The 22,819-nt window shown below is 47.4% G+C and carries 15 protein-coding genes and 1 pseudogene; 6 read left to right on the top strand and 10 right to left on the bottom strand.

Translation table 11 applies throughout. From position 1 onward, the window contains the following. The 3 genes and pseudogenes from QUA97_RS12215 to QUA97_RS12205 all read left to right on the top strand — a co-directional run. Positions 1–3,215, top strand: a pseudogene (locus QUA97_RS12215) (DUF4347 domain-containing protein); the annotation flags it as partial. Between the two features lie 814 nt (positions 3,216–4,029). Beyond that, entirely contained in the window at positions 4,030–4,791 is a 762-nt protein-coding gene (locus tag QUA97_RS12210; protein ID WP_333194719.1) for an AMIN domain-containing protein, read from the top strand. Further along, positions 4,757–4,912: a hypothetical protein gene (locus QUA97_RS12205; RefSeq protein WP_333089485.1), complete on the top strand. Its 156-nt coding sequence runs from the start codon at positions 4,757–4,759 to the stop codon at positions 4,910–4,912. Before QUA97_RS12210 ends, QUA97_RS12205 begins: the two co-directional genes overlap by 35 nt. 193 nt (positions 4,913–5,105) lie before the next feature. On the opposite strand, the gene QUA97_RS12200 is transcribed toward QUA97_RS12205, so the two are convergent. Continuing rightward, a complete protein-coding gene (locus tag QUA97_RS12200) occupies positions 5,106–5,684 on the bottom strand; it encodes a DUF3172 domain-containing protein (protein WP_333089487.1) in 579 nt (192 codons plus the stop codon). 292 nt (positions 5,685–5,976) lie between these two features. On the opposite strand from QUA97_RS12200, the gene clpS reads away from it, so the two are divergent. Beyond that, positions 5,977–6,258 (top strand): ATP-dependent Clp protease adapter ClpS, encoded by a 282-nt coding sequence (gene clpS / locus QUA97_RS12195; RefSeq protein ID WP_333089491.1) that lies wholly within the window; start codon positions 5,977–5,979, stop codon positions 6,256–6,258. 356 nt (positions 6,259–6,614) lie between these two features. Here the strand turns inward: clpS and QUA97_RS12190 are convergent, their stop codons facing one another. Further along, positions 6,615–6,950, bottom strand: a complete 336-nt coding sequence (locus tag QUA97_RS12190; protein WP_333089492.1) for an RNA recognition motif domain-containing protein — start codon at positions 6,948–6,950, stop codon at positions 6,615–6,617. A 279-nt stretch (positions 6,951–7,229) separates the two neighbouring features. Next, positions 7,230–8,513: a hypothetical protein gene (locus QUA97_RS12185; RefSeq protein WP_333089493.1), complete on the bottom strand. Its 1,284-nt coding sequence runs from the start codon at positions 8,511–8,513 to the stop codon at positions 7,230–7,232. A 1,054-nt stretch (positions 8,514–9,567) separates the two neighbouring features. Between QUA97_RS12185 and QUA97_RS12180 the strand changes: the two genes are divergently transcribed. Then, entirely contained in the window at positions 9,568–10,950 is a 1,383-nt protein-coding gene (locus tag QUA97_RS12180) for a UDP-N-acetylmuramoyl-tripeptide--D-alanyl-D-alanine ligase (protein WP_333194733.1), read from the top strand. A 264-nt stretch (positions 10,951–11,214) separates the two neighbouring features. Here QUA97_RS12180 and QUA97_RS12175 read toward each other — a convergent pair whose 3' ends face one another. The 7 genes from QUA97_RS12175 to cobA all read right to left on the bottom strand — a co-directional run bounded on the left by QUA97_RS12175 (position 11,215) and on the right by cobA (position 19,288). Beyond that, complete coding sequence (locus tag QUA97_RS12175) at positions 11,215–11,859, bottom strand: Uma2 family endonuclease (protein WP_194008311.1); 645 nt, start codon at positions 11,857–11,859, stop codon at positions 11,215–11,217. Between the two features lie 314 nt (positions 11,860–12,173). Then, positions 12,174–14,258 carry an elongation factor G gene (fusA, locus tag QUA97_RS12170; protein ID WP_194065866.1) on the bottom strand — a complete coding sequence of 695 codons (2,085 nt, stop codon included), beginning with the start codon at positions 14,256–14,258 and terminating at the stop codon, positions 12,174–12,176. 554 nt (positions 14,259–14,812) lie between these two features. Beyond that, complete coding sequence (locus QUA97_RS12165; protein WP_333194718.1) at positions 14,813–15,391, bottom strand: Uma2 family endonuclease; 579 nt, start codon at positions 15,389–15,391, stop codon at positions 14,813–14,815. Positions 15,392–15,603: 212 nt separating this feature from the next. After that, the gene (locus tag QUA97_RS12160) at positions 15,604–16,794 is read right to left on the bottom strand and encodes a tetratricopeptide repeat-containing serine protease family protein (RefSeq protein ID WP_333089499.1); all 1,191 of its coding nucleotides are present in this window, start codon (positions 16,792–16,794) and stop codon (positions 15,604–15,606) included. 224 nt (positions 16,795–17,018) lie between these two features. After that, on the bottom strand, positions 17,019–17,411 hold the full coding sequence (locus tag QUA97_RS12155; RefSeq protein ID WP_333194717.1) for a type II toxin-antitoxin system death-on-curing family toxin: 393 nt from the start codon (positions 17,409–17,411) through the stop codon (positions 17,019–17,021). Further along, positions 17,398–17,589 carry a DUF2281 domain-containing protein gene (locus QUA97_RS12150; RefSeq protein ID WP_194065873.1) on the bottom strand — a complete coding sequence of 64 codons (192 nt, stop codon included), beginning with the start codon at positions 17,587–17,589 and terminating at the stop codon, positions 17,398–17,400. The genes QUA97_RS12155 and QUA97_RS12150 overlap by 14 nt, the downstream gene beginning before the upstream one ends. A 130-nt stretch (positions 17,590–17,719) precedes the next feature. Continuing rightward, positions 17,720–19,288 (bottom strand): uroporphyrinogen-III C-methyltransferase, encoded by a 1,569-nt coding sequence (cobA, locus tag QUA97_RS12145; RefSeq protein ID WP_333194715.1) that lies wholly within the window; start codon positions 19,286–19,288, stop codon positions 17,720–17,722. Between the two features lie 286 nt (positions 19,289–19,574). Here cobA and QUA97_RS12140 point away from each other — a divergent pair, with 286 nt between their 5' ends. Next, positions 19,575–22,766 carry a glycosyltransferase gene (locus tag QUA97_RS12140; RefSeq protein ID WP_333194713.1) on the top strand — a complete coding sequence of 1,064 codons (3,192 nt, stop codon included), beginning with the start codon at positions 19,575–19,577 and terminating at the stop codon, positions 22,764–22,766. Positions 22,767–22,819: the final 53 nt, after the last annotated feature.

Genomic DNA, 22,819 nt, shown 5'->3' with positions numbered 1-22,819 from the left:
ACAACAACGGCTCGGTCATCGCAGCGCCCGGTGAGCCGGGGGGACAAGTCATTACGGCGATCGGTGCAGTCGCCGATATTGTCACCCAAAAGACTGCTCCGGCAACCATCAAGGCGGGCGATACGCTGATTTATACAATTACTACTAGCAACAACGGCCCTAGTACCGCGACCAACCTAGTCATCACCGACAGCCTGATTCCCGGCTTAAAAAATGTCACGGTGTCCGACGGCGGCACCTACAACGAAACCACAGGGACGATCGATTTCCCGATCCCGACTTTAGCCAGCGGCAGCAGCCAAAGCCGCACGATCAAATTTGTACCGCCACCGACGCTGACGAGCATCCTCAACGTGGTTTCGAGTACATCGGACACTTTTGACCCCGACCTGACAAACAACAACGGCTCGGTCATCGCAGCGCCCGGTGAGCCGGGGGGACAAGTCATTACGGCGATCGGTGCAGTCGCCGATCTGGTTACAGTCAAGGACGGCTTCACATCGGCTCAGGCAGGCAGTTTGGTGACATATACTATCACTACCTCCAACAATGGGCCGAATGCTGCGGAAAATGTAGTGATTACAGACAGCATCATTCCCGGTTTAAAGATAGTCACGGCATCCAATGACGGCACTTACGATCCAGTGACGGGGATTGTCACCTTCCCAATAATTCCCAGCTTGGCTAGCGGCAGCAACACCGATCGCCAGGTAACATTAGTCATTCCAGAAACGGGCAGCATCAAAAATACCTCCAGTAGCCGATCGACCACTTTTGACCCAGAACAGACCAACAACAACGGTTCCGAGTCCAGAGCCACTGTCATCACCACCGTCCTGGCGGGGCCAATACCGAATCCGGGGACTCCGACTCCGACTCCGGGGACTCCGGGGACTCCGGGGACTCCGGAGACTCCGACTCCGGGGACTCCGGGGACTCCGGAGACTCCGACTCCGACTCCGACTCCGGGGAATCCGACTCCGACTCCGGGGAATCCGACTCCGACTCCGACTCCGACTCCGACTCCGGGGAATCCGACTCCGACTCCGACTCCGGGGAATCCGACTCCGACTCCGGAGACTCCGACTCCGACTCCGGGGAATCCGACTCCGACTCCGACTCCGACTCCGGGCGCACCGACTCCGGGGACTCCGACTCCGGGGACTCCGGGGACTCCGACTCCGGGGACTCCGACTCCGACTCCGGGGACACCGACTCCGGGCGCACCGACTCCGGGGACTCCGACTCCGATTCCGATTCCGATTCCGATTCCGATTCCGACTCAGACTCCGGGCGAGCAGACTCAGACTCCGGGCGAGCAGACTCCAGGCGCACCTACTCCGGGCGAGCCTACTCCGGGCGCACCTACTCCGGGGACGCCGACTCCAGGCGCGCCGACTCCGGGCGCACCTACTCCGACTCCTATTTTCGCTGGAGTTCCCGAACCGGATACCGGTTGCGGTTGCGAACCCTTGCCCCTGCTGAGGGCGATCGCATTTGTCCAACCCCAGCCTTCCCCAATACTCAACTTCGAGTCAAGCGCCTCCGCGCTCATTGACATCGAAAACACTGTCCTCGGGACTCCCGGAAACGATTATTTAACAGGAAACGACACTAACGAACTGTTTGTCTCCTTTGAGGGCAACGACACGCTTTTAGGCGAAGGTGGCTCCGATATCTTCTTTGGAGACCAACAGCAAGACTTCATCGCTGCTGGCAGAAACAACGACATCGTTTACGCCGGTAAAGAAAATGATGTGGTGTTCGGGGGCAAACAAGACGATCGCATATTTGGCGATCGCAATTCCGACACATTGTACGGCGATCGCGGTTCCGATACGATCGTCGGGGACAACGGCAACAACATCAACTTGACTGGTAACGACGGCGATCTGATTTTCGGCGGTTCTTCCAGCGACGCCATTGCTGGCGCTCAAGGTAATGACACGGTTTACGGGGGCAAAGACGCAGACACCGTTTACGGCGGCAAAGAAAACGACCTGATTTGGGGCGACAAGGGCCAGGACACGCTCTACGGTGACAGCGGAGACGATTCTCTGTTCGGCGGAGTCCAAAACTCCCTAGACGGCGACCCGGAGGGGCAAGATTTTCTGGTTGGAGGCAACGGCCAGGACTGGCTCAACGGCCAAGAGGGCGACGATACTTTGCTAGGCGGTAACGGTCGGGATGTGGTATTTGGAGGAAAAGGGGGCGATCGCATTTTTGGCGAAACCGGCTCGGATACTCTCTATGGCAATAAAGGTTCTGATACGATCGTTGGCGACTATGGCAATCCCCAAGGCAGCATAAATGTTAGCGATGAAGGCGACTTAATTTTCGGCAACGACACCGGCGACATCATTGGCAGCGGTAGCGGTAACGACAGCATTTTTGCTGGCAAAGGTAACGATTTAGCTTACGGCGGCAAAGATAATGACATAATTTGGGGCGAACTCGGTGCTGATACCATTGTCGGCGACGAGGGAGACGATTCCCTTTACGGCGGCGCGGCAAACCAGTTAGTCACCGATGTCAACGGCCGCGACTTGTTGTTTGGGGGAGATGGTAACGACTATCTCAACGGCGGCGAGAGTTCCGATTCTCTCGGCGGTGGTTTTGGCAACGATACTATTGAGGGCGGCAAGGATGACGATTTAGCCCACGGAGATGCCGGCAGCGACTTGATTTATGGCGATGACGGCAACGATATTTTGTGTGGCGATGATGGCAACGATACTATTTTTGGCGATCGGGGAGAAAACGAGCTAGGCCCGGTGGGTGCAAACGGTCAGCAAGACTGCATCAACGGCGGCAGTGGCGACGACCTTCTCTACGGCAATGAAGGGCAAGATGCTCTTAATGGCGGTGACGGTAACGACACGATTCATGGAGGGAAAGATAGCGACATTCTCAATGGAGGCGCAGGGGATGACTGGCTGTTTGGCGATGGGGGAGAGGATACTTTAATTGGAGGTAGCGGGAGCGATCGATTTGTGTTAAATAGCAACAGTGGCATCGATACTGTGCTTAATTTTGAAGTAGGAACCGACAAGTTTGTCCTTGCCGACGGCTTAAGTTTTGAGTCTTTGGGAATTAACTCGCGCGATGCCAACGGTTATGTCCTGCAAGTTGCTGCCACTGGGGAGGTTTTGGCTAATGTTTTTGGGCCTAGCAATGCTATTACTGCCCTGGATTTTGTCACTCAACCGAGATAAAACAAAACTCGCAAAGGTTTGTAGCGTAGTAAGAACTTTAGTCCGCAATCCAATAGCGGATTAAGGTTCGAGCATGAGGACTGAAGTCCTCACTACAAACTTTTTGTATTCCGGTAATCGACAGAACATGATAGAGTACCAAGTTTGAAAAATATTGCTAGATATAAATCAGAGGCCATATTTATTAAAAAAAACGGCACAGCCTTGTCCGGCGGGAGTTCTGCCCGTGAAATATCGTTGGTTTAGCATCAACAATTGTAGAAACAGTTTTTCACCTAAAAACGAGTGGCAAGCCTTTGGCTACCGATATGGGGAGGAACGCGGCTGCGAATGCAAGTCGCCTAAAAATATGGCACGGTTTAATACAAACTGGTAGACTAATTACAGCGATTAAGAACAACCATCTACGTGTTGAAATAATTTAATAAGGTGAAACTCCTTTCTTTGGTTCGTCTCGGCCTGACCGTAGCCTGACCAAACAAGCAACAGTGAATTATTGAGCGTACCTATCTGGCATAAGTGATGGACTCCGAAAACCGAAAAAAGTTAAAAGTATACGCAAGGTTTGGATTCGTCCAATCTAAGTGGGTAGAGGTGCTTTGTTAACGCCTTTGAAAGTCCCTTTGTGGAATACATCAAGAATCCCCCCGATTCATCGGTGGGGAGTATCAAGCTGCTTTGTATAACTTCCTATTCCCCAATTACCAATTACCAATTACCAATTAATGCTAAACTTTCAGCGTTAAACCGCGCTTGCCGTTAACAGTTCGATCGCCCGCAATATCTTTACTAAAGAAATTATCCTTAAACCTACATGATACCCTCACTGTCAGGCTCTGTGTCGATCGCTGCAAATTTAGCCTGCGCCGCCGCCACCACAGTTGCGATCCTGCAAATAACACTCCAACCAGCCAATGCTTCTACAGTCACAAGTTGGAAATTCGATCCAGCCACAAATCAGCTAGAAATTACTCTCCCAGAGGGAACAACTCCCCTATATTCTCTGCTCAACCCGAATCAAATTGCTGTGGATTTGCCCAATACAGAGATCGGAGTGGACGCAACTCAACTATACTCGCAAGGCGCAGTGCGTTCTGTAGGCGTGACTCAACTTCGGGCCGGAACCACGAGAATTGTCCTAAATTTGGCTCCCGGAGCAGCTTTCAACGGCGAACAAATTCAATTCCAAAGAATCGGGGTAGAAAATCGCTGGGTGTTGCGTCCCTCTATCGAACCGACTCAGTTCGTAAAAACTCCCGAAACTCAACTCCCGACTACAATACCAGCACCGTCAAACCAGCCGCCGACAGATTCTAACTCAACTGCTGCAACAGAGGTCGATCGCCCAGAATCTCCTGTTTCGCCGAATTTCCCTGCCAATTCTGTACCGATACCAACTACGAATGACCAAATCCGACCGATAACAGTGCCTTTAGTGAGTGTTCGCCTCAATGAACGTTCGGGTGTACGACCTGCGGCTGTACCCAGTCTAAAACCTCAAATTTCGGCAATAGAAGCACCCCAAAAGCGGATACTTACCTTTGGGGAACCGCTTCCGGGCGATCGCCAAAGGTAAGCCGATGCGGGAAAAGCCAGTAGCGGCTTTTCCCGCATCGGCTTACTGGCTGGAGCAGCCGCAGGTGTTACCACAACTTACGTCGCTGCTCCCCGTTCAGTTTTCGATCGTAAAAAAGTAAGAAGTTCGAGGGAAAAAGCAAAAAGAAACATCTTGCACTGCTCGTAAAAACTCTCTAAAAATAATCTGCCTCGAGCCGCGCATCTGCCGCCCTCGCCGGTTTCTGTATCGATCAAAGATTCAAGCAATTGCTCGTCGAGTGAAGAGAAAAATCTTCCCTTCACTCGACGAGCAAAAACCGCTATATCGGCAATTTAGAAATTTTGACCTTCAACCGCTGGAGCTATCGAACCCGGTTGGTTGAGGAACAGGTTTTTAGCGCCGTCGTTTTGATAGATACAGTTAATTTGCGGTTGACCTTCCAGGGGCCCTGTGAAGCCAAAGGTGTTCATCCGATTTTTGCACTCGCGCACTTGGTTTTGGTCGATCAGTTTTCTTTGTTCGAGAATTGCCCAGTTATTGGTTCGGAGGACGCATCCAGGGCGCATACTCGGCTGCGAAATATAGACGTTAAAGGGGTTGAGGGTGAGGTATACGCGCATATCTGTTACCATCGCGCTGGCTCCAAACTGCACGCAAAGTTCTGGGTTCGGGGCGCTGCGATCGATAAATTCACGCGATGCTACGTTTTCTGGGCTAATTGTAGCTGTGGAGCTAAAGGCGATGCCAATCCCAATTCCCAGAATAAAAACGGCTGTTAAAATCCCTATGGTGGCAGAATTGAGGAAAGAAGGTTTGCCGGACTGAGGTTGACGCCGCGACTGTCCGCCCAATGAGCTGATGTCTTCGTCTCGGAATGCGTCGTCTCTGTAGGAGTTAGGTTTGCGTTTCATATTATTTAGATTCTGTCTGTTCTGGGGACTCAACAGGTAGTAGTTTTTTATTTTTAACCGATCGGGCTTTTGTCATATTATGGCCTTAATAAGGTCGTGGCTACAGGCTGGGGACACTCCTGCTGCGTCTGGTGTTGGGTTTGCCGCGAGCGAGCGATCGCGAGTACCGCCTTGTCTGATTTTTCAGATTTCAATAAAATAGCTGAAAGTGGGATAGTCTTGCACGGGGGAAGAATCCGGCTCAAGATTATTCACAAATTTTAACATTTTACAAGTCAGGAGGTATAGATTAGTGTCTGTCGAAATTATTGAAAAGCGTTCTACAGTCCGCAAGCTTGCGCCGCGCTACCGGGTTTTGCTGCACAATGATGATTTCAATCCAATGGAATACGTGGTGCAGACTTTGATGGCGACGGTACCGAGTATGACTCAGCCACAGGCTGTGAATGTGATGATGGAAGCCCACACTAACGGGCTGGGACTTGTGATTGTTTGCGCTCTCGAACACGCGGAGTTTTATGCTGAAACGCTCAACAATCACGGATTGATCAGCAGCATCGAACCTGACGATTAAAACAGTAGAGCCACTTGAAGGGCTTTGTCCGGCAGGTTTTTGGCTCATATCCGATACGTTCATACCAAAAAGCCAAGGGTTAGGCCCCTGGCTTTTTGGTATATTACACTTCTTGCACTCAATTGCAGACAAGATTGAATCATCTGCGTCGATCAATGTTGATCCGCTCGAAATCTGCGGTTCACCGGCTCGATCTAATATTTGTGCAAGAAATCTATTTAATGCGGTCGATCGGGAAACTTGAAGATTAGGGGTAGGGATCGACCAGACTGGAAGTGGTTCGGACGGTGGTTCGGACCTAGATCGGATCGATCGCCTGCTGCTATTCTCAAATCTCTACTCTCGATCTTAGGAAATTAATAACGTCCTCCGCCTCCGCCTCCGCCGCCGCGAGAGAATTTTCCTGGGCCGCCACCGCCCCGGTTGCCGCCGCCCCGGCCGCCTTCATCTTCGCGGGGCTTAGCTTTGTTGACTTTGAGGTCGCGACCCATCCACTCAGCTCCGTCGAGAGCAGCAATCGCTGCATCTTCTTCTGCGTCTGTTGACATTTCTACAAAACCGAAGCCGCGGGGGCGACTGGTTTCCCTGTCGGTAGGTAGATGTACTCGCTTAACGGTTCCGTATTCGGCGAAGACGGTGGTGATGTCTTCTTGGGTAACTTGGTAGGATAAGTTACCGACGTATATCGACATGAGGAATAACTCCAAAAATTAGACAGTGCAAAGAGTTCAGTTTCGGAGAGTTCCCTGCCGATACAGAAGGGCAAGTTTTTAGACAATTCTGTAGCAATGAACAAAGCCTGCAACCGAATCTGATACACTTGGGATTTTAACACAGAATAGCTTCTTTTGAATAGCTTTCAGCAGTTAATTAGGTCTTGATAATTAAACGTAAAGTTTTTAGGGATTTAGAAGACGGGTTTCTCGCCCTGATGTTGGGTCAGTCGCCCGGACAGAAAGTTGTCGGGCCTCCTACTGCAGGAAAGATACGTCCACTTTCCCAAAATTGGTACTCAAAGCTAGATTCAGGTTTTCTAGAGCTTTGACTAGCCACACTAGCCCTTCTCGCGTACAAAATTCGTAGTGGCCGAACAAAATTGCCAACCGCTTTTCTAGATAGGGCTTGATTTTGCCACAAATTAGCACGATTTTCAGCAGCAAACCTGTGGTTTGGGTGGGCCCGAGGTTTGAGATCAGGTCGATGAAAACAAAGTGGTTGGGCCGCGCAGGACTCTCTACTACTAAAAAGTTCAATAATTGGCTGCAAGTTCTGATCATTAAAAATTCGTTGAACTGGCGATCGTCGTTGTGGGGAAATGTATTTTGTAGTTGCTTATACAGTTTTTCGTTAAATTGGCGTTGGCCGTAGCGATCGTCCGCCACAGAAGAAATCAGGTATTCGTACAAGTCGTCTTTAAAGGAGCCGTAGGTCTGGTTTGTGCTGGCGTTCGCCTTGAAGCGACCCGCTAGCTGTCTGTATGTATCAGCTCCTTCTACTTTTCCGACAAATTGCTTGAGGGCAAAGAACAGTTCCGGGTCGCTCAACAAGGTAGGGTTTTTTATAGTTTGTATATCTCTGCCGAAGGAAAGTGAGGTATGACGGCGCGCTACTTGGGCTTTTCTCACTTGGTGAGCGACGTATTGCGAGAGGTCGATTTCAAATTTCTGCTGCTTTTGGGCTTGGATGGTTTTAATGATTTTCTGCTGTTCGTAGGTGCTGTCGTCGCTGAGGAGGCAGTGTTTGTAGAGGTAAGGGTACCGGGGAATTAAGGTTCCCAAGGCTAGGGTGGCGGGGGTTTTGGTGTTGCTGCTGTCTTCGTTGTTGTGGGTGATGACTTGGGCTAAGCGTTTGAGGGTTAGGTACTGTTCGCTTTGGGTAAATTGATGTACTAATTGGGGAATCGAGTGAGAAACCCGCGATCGACTGTATTTAGTTAATATTCTGGGGGCTTCCTCAAACACAGCGATCAATTCGGGGATGGCTGCTTGCTTGCTGGGGTATGTTTGCCAGCGATTGATCGGAATATGGCAGCAGCGGTTGAGGATGTACTTAAATTCTTGTTGGGCGTATTTTGAGGCTGCTATTTTTTCGAGTGCTTCGACGACGGCGCGATCGGGATATCCGATACCGTGGATAAACAAAGTACGAAAGCGGCTGATGAGTTCGGCCGGCTGCTCTACTTGTACCAACTCCAGCAAGTGGTTGTAAAGTAACTGTTTTTCTTCTTCGTGGCTTTGTCTGTTGTAGTCGTTCACCGTGGATTAACCCTCCGAGGATTTGATACGAGCTTGCAGCGCCCTGGGCACAGATGAATTTTGGCAGAGTCGAGCACCACAATTGAGCCAACCGAGCTTTTCCTCGGACGGGGCGCGAGGGGCGAAAGCGGTCAGCACAGACAGTCGATCGATGTTCTTTGCTTAATTAAACTATTTACCAACACCAGCATTACATGAATTGTTGACAATCAGCAAGGCCTAAAATCACCATATTTTTTGTAAAGTGTTGGTAAAAATGCGGGAGCATCTGGTGTTTTGTATTTATAGTGCGAGCTTAATATTTCCCACGGCGGATATATCTGCAAGCGAGGCGGGACGGCGTGGCGTGAAAACAATACTTTTGGCAAACGCGAGATGCTCCGTAAAAATGTGGGTTGGTTCGAGTGAATTTATGGGTAAGCGGAGGATTTAGTATAAGAATTTTTACTGTCAGATCGTATCCGGTAGATTACCAGAATAAAAACGGATCGGGAGCATCTGGTGTTTGGCATTTAACTATAGTGCGATCGTCCCCGCTAGCGAGGATCTACTCGCTAGCGGGGACGATCGCACGCTCAATAAAAAAATGCTTTTTACAAAAAAGAGATATTCCCGACGGATAGGTGTGGAATGCAAGTCCAGCTTGTTGCGGACTTACATCCCACACCGATATTTACTTATTGCGGATCGACCGTAGATCGTATCAATCCTAATCGGCCGCCCTCTGTAATGAGGTTTATCTAGATTGTCTATGGTGATTGAGGGGAAGAGGGGGAGAGGATCCCTTCGACTTCGCGAGCGGGTAAAGAGAGGGGATAAGATTTTTGATCGATCGTCGAAATATACAATTTAAAGGCAGTACAGCTTACCATTTTGGATTGGGGCATTAGGGATGTGGCATTAAAAAATTGGGAATGACTGATAACTGCTAGGGTTGAGAGCAGGGACTCCATCGGTTGAATTCTTTGAGTGAAGCTGGTTTGAGTTGAATTTGAGGTCAAGCGAGGTAGGATTAACTGTGAAAATAGTTATTTGAAATGTGAGTGCTGCTAATATGGTCTGTCGCGTAAGTATCGCCCGACTTGCTGAAATTTTAAATGTACCTTTACCTGCCGTGTCTGAGGACATTTTGACAGTTTTAGGGACAGGTATTGCCACGGATACGCGCACTCTTGAGGGTGGCGAAGTATTTTTGGCGCTGCGGGGAGACAATTTTGACGGGCATAAATTTGTGGCTAAGGCCCGGGATTTGGGGGCGATTGCGGCGGTGGTCGATCGCGATTGGCAAGAAGAAATTGCTAATTTTCCGCTGTTGCGCGTTGACGATACTTTAAAAGCTTACCAGACGATCGCCCGTTGGTGGCGCGACCAGTTCAGTATACCTATAGTTGCTGTTACAGGTTCTGTCGGTAAAACTACTGCTAAAGAGTTAATTGCGGCAGTTTTATCAACCAGGGGAAATGTTCTTAAAACTCAATATAACTACAACAATGAAATTGGAGTACCAAAAACTCTGTTGGAGCTTTCGCCGGCACACAATTATGCTGTAATTGAAATGGGAATGCGCGGGCGGGGCGAAATTGCCCTGCTATCGCAAATTGCGCGTCCTACTGTGGCGGTAATTACTAACACTGGAACGGCGCATATCGGGCGATTGGGTTCGGAAGAGGCGATCGCGATCGCTAAGTGCGAACTGTTAGCCGAAATGCCTGCTGATAGCATTGCTATTCTCAATCACGATTCTGACAGATTAATCCCAACTGCGGCGCTTTTTTGGCAGGGAAAAACTTTAACCTACGGTTTAGAAGGCGGGGAATTGTGCGGGGAATTGCTAGGTAATGATACCATTTCTGTAGAAGGTATGCAACTGCCGCTGCCGCTAGCTGGACGGCACAATGCCGTAAATTATTTGGCTGCTTTGGCTGTAGCAAAAGTGTTAGATATTGATTGGGAAGTTTTAAAGCAAGGTTTGTCTGTGCAGTTACCGGATGGAAGGGCGCGCCGCTACGATTTACCCGATGATATTGTGATTCTTGACGAGACTTACAATGCTGGTTTGGAGTCGATGTTAGCGGCTTTGAGGTTGTTAGCGGATACTCCGGGAAAGCGCCGGATTGCGGTGTTGGGTACGATGAAGGAATTGGGCGAAAGGGCGATCGAATTTCACCGACAAGTGGGAAAAGCGGCGCAAGAGTTGAAGCTTGATGCTTTGTTTGTATTTGCGGATTTTGAGGAAGCGGCGGCGATGGCTGCGGGTGCGGCTGGTTTGCCTTTTGTGGAGGTTGGAGATATTGCGGCGCAAAATGGGCGGGAAGATTTAGCACAGCGGTTGTTGGGATTTGTGGAAAAGGGCGATCGTATTTTATTTAAAGCTTCTCATTCGGTGGGATTGAATCGAGTTGTGGAGAAGTTTCGCGCGGAACTTGCTGGCGAATAAATGTTAATTTGGTTCGAGCGCAATTTTTGTAAGGGCGGGTTCACCAACAATACCTACCAATAATTGACAATCCCAAAAACCCGCCCCGACCGGGATATTATGGTTAATTGGTCGGACATGATATCATGTCCGCTGGAGCGATCGCAATCAAATAGGTTCGCAGTCAAAACTAAAGTCCTCATAAAAATTTGAGGACTGAAGTTATCACTACAAATTTATGTGTTACCCAACAGCTTCTTATACCAAAAGTACGATCGCCCTGCTTCACTCTCCTGACTGAATTTGACTCCTCACCCACTCCCGGAACAACCGCAGCAAAGCCTTTTCTTTTGTAGTCTTTTTCAGTTCCAAAAACCTGAGCATTTCAGACTTCGACAGAAAAGGAAAGGTTGGAGAAACCTCGCACTCTGCGTATTCATTGCCTTCTAACTGATAGATGATTAAACGCTTGCCATCGTAGCGCCAAACTTCAGGTACGCCCAAACTTGCGTAAAGTTCGAGACGATCGATCGAACTGCTGGTAATGTCAATTTCAATAGCTAAATCTGGTGGTGGGTCTTCATTGAGATCGATTTGTTCTTTATTCCAGACAACATCTTCATTCTGAATGTAGTAACATTTATCAGGTTCTAACCCTCGTGCCAAATCTTGGCGCTTGCAGGTTAGTGAACCCATGCTGCAAATGTCAAGATTTAATTCATCGGTTAGAAGTTCCACAAAGTTTCCTAACAGTTCTCCAGATTTTTCGTGGGGTGCTGATGGAGTCATAATTTCTAAATTTCCGCGATCGTAAGTCAGGCGAATTCCCGGCTGTTCGGCGAGTTCGTTTACCAGAGATTCATAAGTCTGCCAACTAATATTTTTCAGCAGAAATCCGGCTTTTGGGGTTTGAATCAGGGTGGCTGTCATGGCTACCTGCCTGGGTCTTAAATTATTAGTTGTATTTTAGCAAATATAAATTTTCGATCGATCGCGAAACCGCAGATTAACGCAAATCAACGCAGATAATTTTAACTGTTTTGGACGCACCAAGATAGCCAGAAACCTGGTTTTTAGCTAATCTCGTCGCTGTGGCGAAGGATGTGGAAAAAAACAGGTTTCTGGCTCCTGGCGAGTAAATCAAAGAAACCGGGTTTTTAGCCAATCTCGTCGCTGTGGCGAAGGATGTGGAAAAAACCCGGTTTCTGGCTATCTTTTCGTGGAGTGCGATCGCACTTAATACACTACTTCGCGGCTTGACGCTCTTTGGCTTCCTTGATCACTTCCTCAGCAATGTTGCTGGGACAAGGAGCATAGTGCGAGAAGGACATGGAAAACTGACCGCGGCCAGAGGTCATGGTACGCAAATCGCCAATATAACCAAACATTTCACTCAAGGGCACGTCGGCCTTAATCCGCGCTCCTGTTTGGCTTGTTTCCTGAGATTTCATCATCCCCCGGCGGCGGTTGAGGTCGCCGATGACATCGCCCATGTGATCGTCTGGAGTGAAAACATCGACATTCATAATCGGTTCGAGCAACTGAGGCCCAGCTTTGGGAACCGATTGGCGGTAGGCGGCTTTTGCAGCAATTTCAAAGGCCATTGCTGAAGAGTCAACCGGGTGGAAACCTCCATCAAGCAAGGTGAATTTCAAGTCTAAGCAGGGGAAACCAGCCAAGACACCCACATCGATGCAGCTTTGGAAGCCTTTTTGCACGGCTGGCCAATACTCTCTCGGTACGCTACCACCAGTTACTTTTGACTCGAACACAAAGCCGCTTCCAGGCTCACCAGGCTCGACGATATAGCCGATTTTGGCGAATTGACCTGAACCACCTGATTGCTTTTTGTGGGTGTAATCGTCTTCGAGGCGCTTGGTAATTGACTCGCGGTAGGCTACCTGCGGTTCGCCAACTTCTACATCGACTCCGTAGGTGCGCCTCAAAATGTCCACTTTGATGTCGAGGTGCAGTTCGCCCATGCCCTTGAGGATGATTTCGCCACTTTCTTCGTCTGTCACCATGTGGAAGGATGGGTCTTCTTGTACCATCTTTGTGATCGCGGCTCCCATCTTTTCTTCGCCTCCTTTGAGTTTCGGTTTGACCGAAATCGAGATGACTGGTTCTGGGAAAACCATTGGCTCTAGAGTTGCGGGATTTTTGGGATCGCAGAGGGTGTGTCCGGTGCGGACGTTTTTCATGCCCACAATGGCTATAATGTCGCCTGCTTGAGCGGACTCAATTTCTTCGCGAGAGTTGGCGTGCATTTCTACCAAACGGCTGATGCGCTCGGTTTTGCCTGTGGCGGTGTTGAGTACGGTGTCGCCTTTCGATATTTTACCGGAGTACAACCGCGTGAAGGTTAGAGTCCCGAAGCGATCGTCCATAATCTTAAATGCTAGGGCGCGCAGGGGTCTGTCTGGATCGACGATCGCGAAATTGCCTGTTTCCTCGCCCTCAAGGTCTACTTCAGGCTGCGGGCTGACTTCCATCGGGTTTGGCAGGTAGTCTACGACTGCATCGAGTACCAACTGCACTGCCTTATTTTTAAAGGACGAGCCGCAGTAGGTCGGGAAAAATGCCAAGTCGCGAGTTCCTTTGCGGATGCACCGTTTCAGGTCTTCGATACTCGGCTCGTTTCCTTCGAGGTACTGTTCCATCACGTTATCGTCCTGCTCGACGGCGAGTTCGATTAACTGTTCGCGATATTTCTCGACATCATCGACCATATCGGCGGGAACTTCCTCGATTGTGTAGTTCAGCGGATCGCCGGAGTTATCCCAGATCCATGCCTTGCGGGTCAGCAAATCGACTACGCCACAAAATTTTTCTTCAATGCCGATCGGCAAAACCATTACCAACGGTTTAGCTGCGAGGACTTTATCGACTTGGTTGACAACGCGATAAAAATCTGCACCTGTGCGATCGAGCTTGTTGATGTAGACGATGCGAGCGACTTTGGAATCGTTAGCGTAGCGCCAGTTTGTTTCCGATTGCGGTTCAACTCCACCGGAACCGCAGAATACACCGATGCCACCATCGAGCACTTTCAGGGAACGGTAAACCTCGATCGTGAAATCCACGTGTCCGGGGGTATCAATGACGTTGAGCTGATGATTGTTCCAGAAGCAAGTGGTAGCAGCGGATTGAATCGTAATACCGCGCTCTTGTTCCTGTTCCATGAAGTCAGTCGTCGCCGCGCCTTCGTGAACTTCACCTGTTTTGTGGATTTTGCCTGTCAGTTTCAGGATTCTTTCAGTTGTGGTGGTCTTGCCAGCATCTACGTGGGCGAAGATGCCGATATTTCGATAAAGAGTGAGATCTTTCATAATTACTGTTGAGATTAAATGCGACGAACCGTCGGCGACCACCTGCAAGCGTGACAAGCGAGGAATCAATGTTGCCTTTGGGGCCATTACAGGCTAGATTTCTTTTCCCCTGTTTCTGGCATACCTATCTTAATTTTGACACTTCTGAGTCATTCCTGCGAAGCATTCTTGGGTGATTGACTGCTGGCCGGACTTTGACGCCGGTGATTCTTGACAGTTTGACGGGATGCGCTACCAGAGTGGTGTTACCTTCCCTCGCTGTCTGCAAGCGATTCGCGGGAGAGCATCTGTGTTTGGCATGGATAGTGCTCGCTGGTAGTGCTCTGAAAAAAAAAATACGGTAGTGGTGCATATAGCCTTTCTCAAAAAGGGGAGGTATAGGTTTAGGTTTTAGATACTTCGACTTCCTTCGACTCCCTTCGACTTCGCTCGGGGGGCAAGACGCTGGCTCACAAGTTGCGATCGTACAAGTTTTAGATTTTAGATTGGGGGATTGAGGGATTGATGGCTCTATCGATTGATACCTCATCTTTATGCTCGATCGTTAAATTATACTAATTCCAAATCTTTGGCAAATTGAGAACAAAACCCGGCAAAACATCTTCCCCAGAAAGGGTTTGAGGAGATTGCAATATTTCTACGCTTCTACCGAGGCGGTAAATTTCAACTTCCCGTTTTTTGCGGTTAATCAACCAACCCAAACGGCAGCCGTTTTCTATATATTCTTGCATTTTTTCTTGAGTCTTTTTCAAGCTGTCGCTGGGCGAGACTAATTCAATGACAAAATCGGGACAAAGCGGGATGAATTTTTCTCTTTGTTCGGGTGTTAAAGCTTGCCAGCGAGATTTTTCTACCCAAGAAGCATCGGGAGAGCGATCGGCTTTATTGGGCAGGGTAAATCCTGTGGAGGAATCAAACACTTCGCCAAGTTCCGTTTGTTCGTTCCAAATTCCCACCTGTAAGTTAAGTTTTGAGTTGCGTTTGCCTGTTTCTCCTCCGGTTGGTGGCATGGCGATTAATTCTCCGTTGGCGCTGCGTTCTAATTTTAAATCGGGGTTTGATTCGCACAGTTGGTAGAACTGTTCGGAAGTTAGTTTAATTATGGAGTTGAGGTTTAAGGTGATAGCAGTCATGATTATTTACCTGCTGTTTTGATAAATTATATAGCCTTTCTGTGTTCTCATATGAGATACTATCCGGGATAGGCCAAACCGGCCAAACCGGCCAAACCGGGCCTAAGGCATAGGGCATACCTCACTTTTTTGAAAACTGCTATATGAATATAGAAATTAAAAAATCAAAATGGACTTATTCATTTTGATTTTTTAATTCTTAACTTCTAATTCTACTGCAATTGTTTGATTCTGTTGAGCGCGTCTTGATACGCACTTGTTCTCCCGCCTTGTTTGTAAAGTTCTGCTGCTTTTTGAAAGTCGGCAATTGCTTTTGGTTTGTCTTCTGTTTCCAGGTAAGCTAAAGCTCGGTTGTAGTATGCGTCGGCAAAACCGGGATTGGCTGCGATCGCCTGCGTGTATGCTTCAATAGCAGTGGAACCGCGCGTGGTTTCGGATTGGGGCAAGCCGGAAGTGATGAAAGTGCGGGCATTACCGATATTAAAATACAATTCTGGGGTATATTTTGGCTTGAAAGCCAGTGCTCTGTTGAAATCGGCGATCGCCTCCCAAGCATCTCCTCGATCTAACCGCGAAAGTCCTCGAAAATAATAGGCTTGGGCATCTTGCGGATTGGCGGTGGATACCGGGCCGATAGTTGCGGGAGTATTGTCTACTTTCAACTCAGATTTGTTCATTCCCGCCGCCACTAACTTCGCGATAAATGTATTGATGGGAACTGCTGCATTAAATCCGGTTTTGATCGGGGCGACTTCGCCGGAACTGGTTTGGGCAAAACCGAATTCGCCTTGTCCGTGCAAACCGATGACTCGGCCTTCGGAGTCGAAAACTGGCCCGCCGCTCATACCGCTCCAAGTTACTGCCTGATACCGCAAATTGTAACCTTCGGGGCGGTTGTGCGGGCGGCTGGTCACGAGTCCGGGAGAGAGTTCGGGTTCTCTTTCTGCGCCGAACAGTCCGCCCGTAGCGGGATAGCCGTAAACGTAGATTTGACTGCCGATGACGGCTAGATCGGAATCTGCGATCGTCGCGACTGGATATTCTTCGGGACTTTCAAATTTGACTACTGCTAAATCTGGGTCTGTTGCTGCTGTTTGCAAGCGGGTGACTGCGGTTGCTTGATAGTTTTTGCCGATCGAGGTGCGAACGGTATATTTAACGTCTGCTTTTTCTACGACATGGTTGACTGTTAAAACTGTGTAAGTTTTGCCTGTTTTGGCAATAATTACGCCTGAACCGTCTCCTAGGGAACTGTTAATTTGTACTGTCAGCGGCCCGGCAATGTTGGCGACTTCTTGGGCTGTTTTGGCGATCGCGGGCTGGCTGATAACTATGGTTAAGGCTGCGGTAGTTCCTGCTAGCACGCTGCTTAAGGTGTCGAAACGAGAAAAATATTTATTCATGGTATTGGGAATTTGTAGTTGGGTAGCGGGAGTTGGCGGCGGTTGGCGATTTTTGTTTTTTTGTTTTTAGTTGGATTAGTGGGTTGACGCTCGTGCGATCGGCTTTGTTCTTTAGTGATAATTTTACTCGCTTTTTTGTTCCGCAATTCCCCGATTTCGGCCCCGGACACGCCATTGCCGTTTCCCTACAGATGCTAGCTGGCGCACGATGCCCATCCTACTTATTAAAACGCAACAATACATGACTCAAACTCAGTGCTTAGTTCTTCTTTCGTCATCGTTCCCCGTGCGACTTGCATGACTAAATTATATGCTCGATCGTCCGTTAAATTTAGAGCGCAACCATTCAATCGCAAAAAGGTATCTGCCACAGCAAAAGCCGTTCTCTTATTGCCGTCCATAAATGGATGATTCATCGCTATATGGTAGAGATAGGCGGCAGCTTGTTCGCCAATTGTTGGATGCAAAAGTTGACCGCTAAAAGTTGCTTGAGGTTGAGCTAAAGCTGACTCTAACAAGCCTTCATCTCTAACCCCGGAAGTGCCACCAAAGCTAGAAATTTGGTCTTCATGAAGTTCTAGGACTTCATCTATCGAGATAAATCTAGGAGTTTGCAAGACGACGGTAAACCTCCTCTCGTTCTTTTTTAGATGCTAAGTAAGCATTCCAAACATCACTTTTTTCTGACTTTACAGGGTGTTTTGCCTTGAGGGCTAGTACAAAATCCAGAACTTCTTTCAACATGGGTTCTGGTACTTGGTCTAGTTCTTGAAGAAGTTGGTCTTTTGCGCTCATGTTTCCTCCTAGTTATTTTATTATTTTACAACCCGCAGATTAGATAATCAATGGCTGAGTAAAACTCGGCGGTTGAAACCGCGTCTATACAAACGAAGTCTGCCTCCGCCGACTGCAGGTTAGAGTAAACTTACAAAGTTTGATATTTTGTGGCCCATTGGACGATCGCCTCAGTCAGCCCGTCTAACGTATATTCTGTGGCTTCTACGTCTACTTTACCCAATAATTTTAGGCAGCTTTTGGACGTTTCGGGCCCGATCGAGGCGATGCAAACATTTTCTAACCAATCCTCAGATAAAGACAATTCTGGTTTTTTTTCTATGAGATTGCAAAAGTTATGCACGGTTTTGGAACTGGCAAAGGTTATGATATTTACTGCTTTATTTTGAAGTGCGGCTAGGGCGATCGGAGCGATTGTTTCGGGACAGCAAGATTGGTAAGCTGGTACTTCGATTACTTGCGCTCCTTTGGCGGTGAATTCTTTGACTAAAACTTCTCTCCCGCCGCTTTCTACTCTGGGAAATAGAATCTTGCAGTTTTGCAAGTTATCGGGGAAGTTTTCGACTAGAGAGTCGGCGACGAAGTTGGGGGGAATAAAGTCTGGTTGTAGAGAGTGCGATCGCAAACTTTCTGCTGTTTTTTTGCCTACTACTGCGATTTTAATGCCAGACAAGCTGCGCGCGTCTTTGCCTTTTGCTTGCAATCTTTCAAAAAACCAGTCTACAGCGTTGTGGGATGTGAGAATTAACCAATGAAAGCTTGACAATTGTGCGATCGCCCTGTCTAATGGTTCCCAAGTAGACGGCGCACCAATTACCAAGGCGGGCATTTCGATCGCGCGGGCTCCTAGTTGCTGGAGTCGATCGCTAAATTGACCTGACTGGGAAGCTGCGCGGGTGACTAAAATCGTTTTTCCGGCTAGCGGCTGGCTGTTGTTAGAAATGACTGGTTTAACGCTCATGTTTGTGTTTTCCGATCCGATTAAATATTCGCGCAATCTGACTACTTCTCCAATGACGATCGCGCAAGGCGATAGAGATTGACCTGCTGTTTGCTGTACGATGTTGAACAGAGTGCCGATCCAAATTTTCTGTTCGGGGCGGCTGCAATCTCGGATAATGGCGATCGGTGTTTCGGGCGATCGCCCGTGTTTTTGCAATTGCCAAATTATCTCGCTTAAATTGCGCCCTCCCATCAATATTACCAAAGTTTCAATCCGCACTAATGCTTCCCATTCTAGAGCATCCGGTTCGTGGGCGCTCATCACTGCAAAACAGCGGCTCATCACCGGATCTGTGAGGGGAATTCCTGCTAGCATTGGTGCGGCTAATGCGGATGAAATTCCGGGTACTACTTCAAACTCGCAGCCTGCTGTTATCAATGCTTGAATTTCGGAACTGGAGCGACCAAAAATAAACGGATCGCCGCTTTTTAAGCGCACTACTTGTTTGCCTAACTTGCACTGTTCTACCAGCAAGCGGTTGATTTCTTGCTGCTGGGTGGAAGGTTTTCCGCCACGTTTCCCAACTTCGATTTTCCGACAAGTTACGGGGATTAATTCGAGTTGTGGGATGTCGATGAGAGCGTCATAAATTAAAACTTCGGCTTGGGATAGCAGTTTGTGCGATCGCACTGTCATCAAGTCACAATCTCCGGGCCCCGCGCCGACTAGATAAACTTTTCCTTTTGGGTTTTTCATAAGTCATCCTCGATAGTATAATTTAAGTCATTAGTCATTAGTCATTAGTCATTAGTCATTAGTCATTAGTCATCTTGCCCGCTCGCGAAGTCGAAGGGTAGTCATTAGTCATGTTTTGCTGTCCTCCCCGAGCTTTCCGTCCAACGTTATCAGGAAAAAGGAAGAAGGAAGAAGGAGCAACCATCAAATAACAAATAACAAATAACAAACAACTAATGCCCAATGCCCTGTTTGACCAATGCCCAATTCCCTGTTTGGCCAATTCCTAACCAAAAATCCTATATTTATGCAGATTATCATCATCACGGCCGCCGATGCAAATTACTTTGAGCTGGTGCGAGGCACTATTTTATCGGTGCGGGAAAAATCAGAGGGTGCAAATGTGGCGATCGGCTTTTTCGATCTCGGCTGCACTTCCCAACAGTTGCAGTGGCTGGAAACACAAGTTAATATCATTAAAAAACCCGATTGGGACTTTGACTTTCCCGGCAGAAATGAAGCTCCAGAACATTTAAAAGGATTATTAGTTAGACCTTGTTTGCGAAAATACTTTCCCAATTTTGATATATACCTTTGGATAGATGCGGATGCTTGGGTTCAAGACTGGAGAGCAATTAATTTGTTAGTTGAAGGAGCCTCGCGCCGGGGACTGGCAATTGTTCCCGAAGTTCACAGGGCGAGCTTGCAGCAGTACGGACAACTTCCTCAATTTTGGTCGTGGGTTTATCAACAATATGAAGCTAACTTTGGTGAAAAAATTGCTAAGAAATTCTACAGTTATCCGATATTAAATGCCGGAGTTTTTGCACTACGAAAAGATGCTTTACACTGGGAAGCCTGGGCTGATAAACTCCATCAAGGATTGCAAAAATCCGGCTGTGTCATGACAGATCAATTTGCCCTCAACCTCGCTGTTTACAGTGGCGAATTGTTCAATCTCACTGAAATGCTGCCAGCTTGGTGCAATTGGATATTCAACGGTTTGCCCGTCTGGGACAAGCAGCGAGCCTGTTTTGTGGAGCCGTACTTGCCGCACGGGGCGATCGGCATTTTGCATTTAGCGGGACGCCAGCAGTTTGACCGAGTACAATTGACTGCAACTGACGGCGACCTACTGGAAATCAGCGTCCGTTACCAATCTAAAAAACAGCAAAAAATGACAGAAAAACCACCTGTAATCAGCACAAATAATGTATTACATCGCGCCGATTACGTCTCCCCAGGTTTCCAAATAATTAGACCAGACTGCTATTTCCCTAATATGATTTTGACCGATCCAAATACGAGTGACTGGCCTTATTTACGCCGGGAAATTCCGCATAATTGGTATGCAGACAAGCGCTATCCATTCATCGGATTTTTGAATCGCGACGAAGCACACATCCTTTACAATACAGCCCTGCAATTTTCGGGTAAAAAAGCTTTAGAAATAGGTTGCTGGCTGGGATGGTCTGCCTGTCATTTAGCCCTAGCAGGAGTTGAATTAGATGTCGTCGATCCGCTGTTAGAAAGAGACGACATCAGACAAAGCGTCATAGATTCAATTCAAGGAGCTCTCAATGCGTCGGGAGTTCAAACTACCGTCGAGCTAATACCCGGTTACAGCCCCCAACGAGTAGAAGAATTTGCCACTCAATTCAACCGCCAATGGTCGTTAATTTTTATTGACGGAGAACACGGAGGTGATGGGCCATTAAATGATGCAATTGCTTGCGAAAAATTGGCAGAAAAAGATGCAATAATTTTATTTCATGACTTAGCTGCTCCCGATGTGGCTAAAGGTTTAGATTACTTGAAACAAAAGGGATGGCATACTCTAATTTATCAAACAATGCAAATTATGGGTGCTGCTTGGCGGGGCAATGTCGAGCCTGCAAAACATCAACCAGATCCCAATATTTCCTGGGAGTTGCCAGCACATTTGCAAGGCTATGATGTTAGTGGCAATTCTCAAATCTCCACCGAAATTATTCAAAATCAACCGTCATTTTATACAAGAAGTTTTTACGAATTAATCGGACAAGGTACTCGTAGTTCAGCTCAAGAAATTATTGCTTTATTGTTAGAATTGATGCAACCAGTCAAGCCACAAAGTGTTGTAGATGTTGGTTGCGGTACGGGAAGCTGGTTAGCCACTTGTCAAAAGTTGGGAATTGCTGACTGTTTGGGAATAGATGGCGATTATGTCGATCGCACTCTGTTAGAAATTCCCTTAAATCAGTTCAAGTCTTACGACTTAAAGCAACCGCTGCAAGTAGAAAGAAAATTTGACTTGGCAATTTCTCTGGAAGTTGCGGAACACTTACCCAGTACCTGTGCAGAAAACTTGGTTAATTCTCTAACTAAACTAGCACCGATAATTCTGTTTTCGGCGGCAATACCATTTCAAGGCGGTGTCGAACACGTTAACGAACAGTGGCCGCAATATTGGGCTTATTACTTTCAGAAAAACGGTTTTGCAGTTATTGACTGCTTGAGAAAAAAAATATGGAACAATGAAAAAGTCGAGCCTTGGTATGCTCAGAATATCTTAGTTTTTGTGAAAGAAGAACACTTATCGAGATATCCAAAATTAGTAAATGAGTATCAAAATACCGATCTGAATCAATTGGCGATCGTTCATCCAAAGATTTATTTTGACAGCTTACAAGTGGCTAGAAATTCTAGCGAGAATTCACACTCAAACCATCCACAAAGTGTAAAGCAAGTCGCAGCTTCGCCGCAGCTTGCAAGTCAACCTTTGATATCTGTGATTATTCCCTGTTACAATCAATCTCATTTTTTACCGCAAGCAGTAACTAGCGTTATCAACCAAACTTACAAAAATTGGGAAATAATCATTATCAATGATGGCAGTTTAGATACTACTAGCACAGTCGCCAAACAATTGATAGCAGCCAATCCCCAGTATCAAATTAGGCTAATAGAACAAGCTAATCAAGGGATATCAATAGCTAGAAATACTGGCATATCGGCCGGCAACGGCGAATACATAATGCCCTTAGATGCCGATGATATTTTAGCTCCCAATGCCTTGATTTGTCTTTTAGAAATATGTCTAAAATCACAAGTACCTTGCATAGCATTTGGTTCTTATCAACTTTTTGGCGGCAATGAAAATCACACCATACCCAGTTATGATTTATATTCACCAAAAAACATCAAACAATCTAATATGATTTGCACGTCTTCATTGTATCACAAATCAGTTTGGAATTTGGTCAACGGTTACAAAGCAGAGATGAAAGAAGGTTATGAGGATTGGGAATTTTGGGTTAATTGTCACAAACATAGTATTCCTTTTTGGGGAACGAGAGAAATAGTTCTTAATTATCGTCACGTTCATGGTTCTAGAAATCAAAAAGCTCAACCATACCATCATAAATTGGTAGCACAAATTGTTTCTTACAATCCAGAACTATACGATATTGAAAGTGTAAATAGTGCTAACAAACTATTGGATTCAAGGGCAAATTAATCTTTTTTATAAAAACTAAAGTCTTTACTACGAACAATTTTCCGAAAGTTTGT

The sequence above is a fragment of the Microcoleus sp. CZ3-B2 genome, from assembly GCF_036705055.1.
Lineage (GTDB): Bacteria > Cyanobacteriota > Cyanobacteriia > Cyanobacteriales > Microcoleaceae > Microcoleus.
This window is presented reverse-complemented; position numbering and strand designations above follow the sequence as displayed.

Excerpts from the sequence above, each read along its gene's own strand:
- QUA97_RS12200 (WP_333089487.1), bottom strand. The coding sequence starts at position 5,684 with ATGAAACGCAAACCTAACTCCTACAGAGACGACGCATTCCGAGACGAA.
- QUA97_RS12150 (WP_194065873.1), bottom strand. The coding sequence starts at position 17,589 with ATGAGCGCAAAAGACCAACTTCTTCAAGAACTAGACCAAGTACCAGAA.
- QUA97_RS12210 (WP_333194719.1), top strand. The coding sequence starts at position 4,030 with ATGATACCCTCACTGTCAGGCTCTGTGTCGATCGCTGCAAATTTAGCC.
- cobA (WP_333194715.1), bottom strand. The coding sequence starts at position 19,288 with ATGAAAAACCCAAAAGGAAAAGTTTATCTAGTCGGCGCGGGGCCCGGA.
- fusA (WP_194065866.1), bottom strand. The coding sequence starts at position 14,258 with ATGAAAGATCTCACTCTTTATCGAAATATCGGCATCTTCGCCCACGTA.
- QUA97_RS12180 (WP_333194733.1), top strand. The coding sequence starts at position 9,568 with ATGGTCTGTCGCGTAAGTATCGCCCGACTTGCTGAAATTTTAAATGTA.
- QUA97_RS12160 (WP_333089499.1), bottom strand. The coding sequence starts at position 16,794 with ATGAATAAATATTTTTCTCGTTTCGACACCTTAAGCAGCGTGCTAGCA.
- QUA97_RS12190 (WP_333089492.1), bottom strand. The coding sequence starts at position 6,950 with ATGTCGATATACGTCGGTAACTTATCCTACCAAGTTACCCAAGAAGAC.
- QUA97_RS12165 (WP_333194718.1), bottom strand. The coding sequence starts at position 15,391 with ATGACTGCTATCACCTTAAACCTCAACTCCATAATTAAACTAACTTCC.
- QUA97_RS12140 (WP_333194713.1), top strand. The coding sequence starts at position 19,575 with ATGCAGATTATCATCATCACGGCCGCCGATGCAAATTACTTTGAGCTG.
- QUA97_RS12175 (WP_194008311.1), bottom strand. The coding sequence starts at position 11,859 with ATGACAGCCACCCTGATTCAAACCCCAAAAGCCGGATTTCTGCTGAAA.